The sequence below is a fragment of the Okeania sp. SIO2F4 genome, assembly GCF_010672385.1.
Lineage (GTDB): Bacteria > Cyanobacteriota > Cyanobacteriia > Cyanobacteriales > Microcoleaceae > Trichodesmium.
Window position 1 is genome coordinate 1 of sequence record NZ_JAAHGT010000110.1, and the last position, 4,587, is coordinate 4,587.

The following is a 4,587-nucleotide window of genomic DNA, read 5'->3' on the forward strand; positions in this document are numbered from 1 at the left end:
TCTTTTACCCATACTTTTAATTCTTTGAAACCTCGCTTATTACTTTTTCCTCTTTTAAAAGTAATGAAGCTGATAGCTGATAGCTGACCGCTGAATGCTTACTATTATTGTAATATTTACTTAGTAAATTTGTGACCAGATCCAAGATATCCATCCTTTTACAATAGAAGCTCGTCTATCTATTGTTGTATTGTTAATGTTTAAATTACTTTCCGACATAATTTTAGTAATTTGTTCTTTTGAGGGAATATCGCCAATTTCTAAAGACAACTTAAATGCTTGATTAAATACTTCGTGTGTCAAAATTGTTTCGATTAACTTTAAATATTTGAGTTTATGTGGTTGACGTAAAATATCTTTGGCTTCATCGGTTAATGTAAATACTTTTCCCTGTTTTTCTATCACTCCTAAATATTTTCCAGCACTTGTATAATAATCTGTTTGCCTCTTATCAAACTGATAATTTTCTGTGATTTCATTTGGAGTTAAATCATTTTCTAGTAGCAGGGAGATTAAATCTATTAGTCTGTCAAACTTATCTGCTTGTGGAAATGGAATTTTTGCAGGTTCAGGAATTATTTTAATCTGAGTTAGTAATGAGTCTACCTCACGTGTCTCTATTTCTTCTGAAGCAATTTCATAATTTTTCTGTTCTAGCAGGGTGATAGAATTATAGTCTGATATATCTGCAAATTCATAAATAAAAAAGCTGAAAATATCGTTTGAGTAAGTCATTAATACTGGTACAACTTTTTTAGTGATTTTATTTGACCATAATCTATAGGGATAATAAATTTGTCTAATTAAAAAATCCTCAACTCTGTAATTTTTAGCTTCTATTAAAATTAAACAATCATCAGTTTCAAAACCTCCGTCTATTTCACACTGAGAATTAGTCACATTGATTGAATATGATTGGTTGTTAATAGAATTTTCAATGGAGAAATCAAAGGTTCCTGTAGACATTCTACCTGAGACGGTGAATTTGGTTTTTGACTCTACTAAATCATCAATAATACCTATATTAAATGCACAAAGTAATGCAGAAATTTCAGAATATAAATTAGTGTAATCTATGGTTTCTATTTCTCTGGGAAACTGCCAAGGAATAGTTTTGATTTCGAGATTATATTTGACTGGTAAGTGTGTATGAAAGTGACCGATAATATATTGAGAACGAGAAAGTGGTAGGATTGATAAATTATTATCTCTGAATATTTTTGGCAAGTTAACAATATGGTCAAATTTTGCCATGAGTCTACTTTCTCGTTCTTGATTAATTTGAGATGCTTCTATTTTAAAACAGCCGTTTTTATTCACTTCCTTTAATATTTGATATCTCTCAAATAGCTTTTCCCATGCAACATCATTTTTAGTCATAATTAATCTTGCTTATCCCGAAAAATTCCAGACTATAATTTCATCAACCCTTCCTCTTTTCTCCTTTGGAATTGATAATTACTGCCGATTTCACTATAACAAGCTATTATATTTTGATTTTTATTTCTACAGCCTAAGCGATGGTCTAGAAACAATACTATTTTTAGTTGAATAAAAAGTCATGCATATGGGCGAGCAACCCCAGTTAACTTTGATAATATCACAAGAATTTTGAGGATGCAACTGAAAATCATTTGGCGCGCGATTTTTTTCGGGAGCTTCATAGAATGAAAATGTTGGCGATCTTCCACTGAAGAGAGATGGATGGAAAGATTTGATGAGGGAATAACCAGTATTTTTGGGTGCTTGACAAGATGAAAATCTTCCTAACATTGCTCCCGCAGGAAAATTCCTGTAAGGAATTTTAGTTGAATAAAAAGTCATGCATATGGGCGAGCAACCCCAGTTAACTTTGATAATATCACAAGAATTTTGAGGATGCAACCGAAAATCCTTTGGCGCGCGATTTTTTTTTCGGGAGCTTCATAGAATGAAAATGTTGTTGATTTTGTACTAGAGAGATATAGATGGAAAGATTTGATGAGGGAATAACCAGTATTTCCGGGAGCTTGACAAGATGAAAATCTTCCTAACATTGCTCCCGCAGGAAAATTCCTTACAGGAATTTTAGTTGAATAAAAAATCATGCGTATAGGCGAAGAACTCCACTTAACTTTGATAATATCACAAGAATTTTGAGGATGCAACCGAAAATCCTTTGGCGCGCGATTTTTTTCGGAAGCTTCAGAGAATGAAAATGTTGTTGATTTTGTACTAGGGAGATATAGATGGAAAGATTTAATAATGGGAAAAATCTGATTCTAATCTTAAAAGTAGGGGATTCATTAATGGATAATTGATAATGGATAATTGATAATTACAAGAAGGTTAAAACCGAGAGGATTGAAGATTAGGAAATATCATTTCTTCTCTTGGTCGATTAGATATGGCGTTAGCGTTAGCGCAGCTCCTCTGCAAGAGGCAGCGGCTCTGCAAGAGCGGGAAACCTCGCCATCTCTCGACCGCTTTTTCCCCTATCCAAGGGGAGGCTTTAAAGCACAATTATTTAATTAACAATTAATAATTAATAATTCGGTAAGAGAGTAGGGGAGTAGAGGATATCTATTAGAGTATTTTTCAACCTTTCTTTAATCTTTGATATCTGTGAAATAACTTTTCCCACGCCTCATCATTTTTAGTCATACCTCTATCTTTGTTTCTACTGGAAAATTTAACACTAAAATTTCATCAACTTTTCCTCTTTTCAATGCTTTGGAATTAATACTTCTTGCTGCCCTTACTGTTTTGATTTTATCCTGATAATCTTGATATAAATCCATAATAAAATCTGTTCGAGAATTACTTAAAATAACCTTGCAACCTTTACCTGTTAATTCATCAAAAACTTCCTTTAGCCTAATCTGTTCATCCCTGTTAAAACCATTGACATCATATCCTGTGAAAGAGGCAGTATCAGAAACAGGATCGTAAGGAGGGTCGAAATAGATAACATCACCTTTTTGAGCATCTTTAACTGCTTTAGCAAAATCCCCTTTTAATATCTTTACTTCAGATTCGTTTAAATATTTACTCACAGCTCTTAAAACAGCTTCATCTAAAATATTAGGTTTTTTATACCTGCCAAAAGGAACATTAAACTGCCCCTGAGAATTAACTCTAAATAAACCGTTATAACAAGTTTTATTCAAATAGATAATTCTCGCTGCCTTTTCTACTTTTGACAGATTTTTATATTTCTTTTGTGAACGATCTAAATCTCGAATTTCATAAAAATAATCAGCACTATTCTGTTCTTGATGCTTTCTTAAAACCTCTATTAATTCATCCAATAAATCTCTGACTACCTCGTAACAGTTAATTAATTCCTTATTTTTATCACTAATAACTGCTCTGGTTAGTTGTAAATCAAATAAAAGGGCACCGCCACCAATAAAAGGTTCATAATAGGTATGTTTGTTTAAATATTTTTTGTTGATATATTTTTTTAATTCAGGTAATAATTGCCTTTTGCCTCCTGCCCATTTCAAAAAAGGTCTAACTACTGAATTTTTACGCACTCAAAAAATACCTCTATAGCTCAGAAGAAAACAATATTATAACATGATTTTTTCTACTATATTTTTATTTAAAAAATAATAAAAGTAAGTTGACATCAGGCTAACTGATAAATTCTATACTTTATACCAAATCCGGTTTAGTAAGGAGATATTGAAAAAAATCAAAATTTTTGTCTGATCGGGATTTAAATATTAAGGAAAATTAAAAGTTACAAACAAAAAAGGTCATCAGCTAATCTTAGTAGTTATTTTAATATTCGATCATCTGAGAGCTGACCGCTAATAGCTGAATGCTTGAAGTAACTGCCCTATAATAAACGGATTTGCTATTATTTCCTCATTTTATTCCTGGTATTGTTGTAAAATAAATCATATTCTAACAAAAGTTAATTTATGTTCCAAATACTATACCTGTAAAACTTAAAAATAGAGGTATTTTCAGTTCTATATTAAGAGTTATTTGTCTCTACAATAAATCATGGTAATCAAAGTCATACTAAATCTCAAAAGTAATCCTAGGCTTGGGCTAGACTTCAACACTCAAGTAATTAGCAAGATTAAAAGTTTGTTTTTAACAATTATCAGTCAGTAGGCGTAGATTTTTTCACATTTACCAAAAAATAAGGTCACTAGCCTCCCCTTGGATAGGGGATGAAAAAAATATTTGCTTCATTTGCTCAAGAGATTAGCGTTGGCGGAGCCTAGTGGCAGCTATATCGCCCAAGTTTTAAAAGATACCAAATGGGTTTTATAGAACAGAAAAATTTCAGCATCAGCTCGGGAGCTTCAGCAAATGAAATAACTATTGCTCTATACGCAATAGAACAGAAAAATTTCAGCATCAGCTCGGGAGTTTCAGCAAATGAAATAACTATTGCTCTATACGCAATAGAACAGAAAAATTCCATCATCCAGCTCCGGGAGTTTCAGCAAATGAAATAACTATTGCTCTATACGCAATAGAACAGAAAAATTTCAGCATCCAGCTCCGGGAGCTTCAGCAAATGAAATAACTATTGCTCTATACGCAATAGAACAGAAAAATTTCAGCATCCAGCTCCGGGAGCTT

2 protein-coding genes are annotated in these 4,587 nt (G+C 32.3%); both read right to left on the reverse strand.

The features are described from left to right. Positions 1–120 precede the first annotated feature (120 nt). Entirely contained in the window at positions 121–1,380 is a 1,260-nt protein-coding gene (locus F6K22_RS09705) for a type II restriction enzyme (protein WP_293096440.1), read from the reverse strand. Between the two features lie 1,259 nt (positions 1,381–2,639). Then, positions 2,640–3,518 (reverse strand): DNA adenine methylase, encoded by an 879-nt coding sequence (locus tag F6K22_RS09710; RefSeq protein WP_293096442.1) that lies wholly within the window; start codon positions 3,516–3,518, stop codon positions 2,640–2,642. Positions 3,519–4,587: the final 1,069 nt, after the last annotated feature.

Coding starts and splice junctions, on each gene's coding strand:
- F6K22_RS09705 (WP_293096440.1), bottom strand. CDS start 1,380: ATGACTAAAAATGATGTTGCATGGGAAAAGCTATTTGAGAGATATCAA.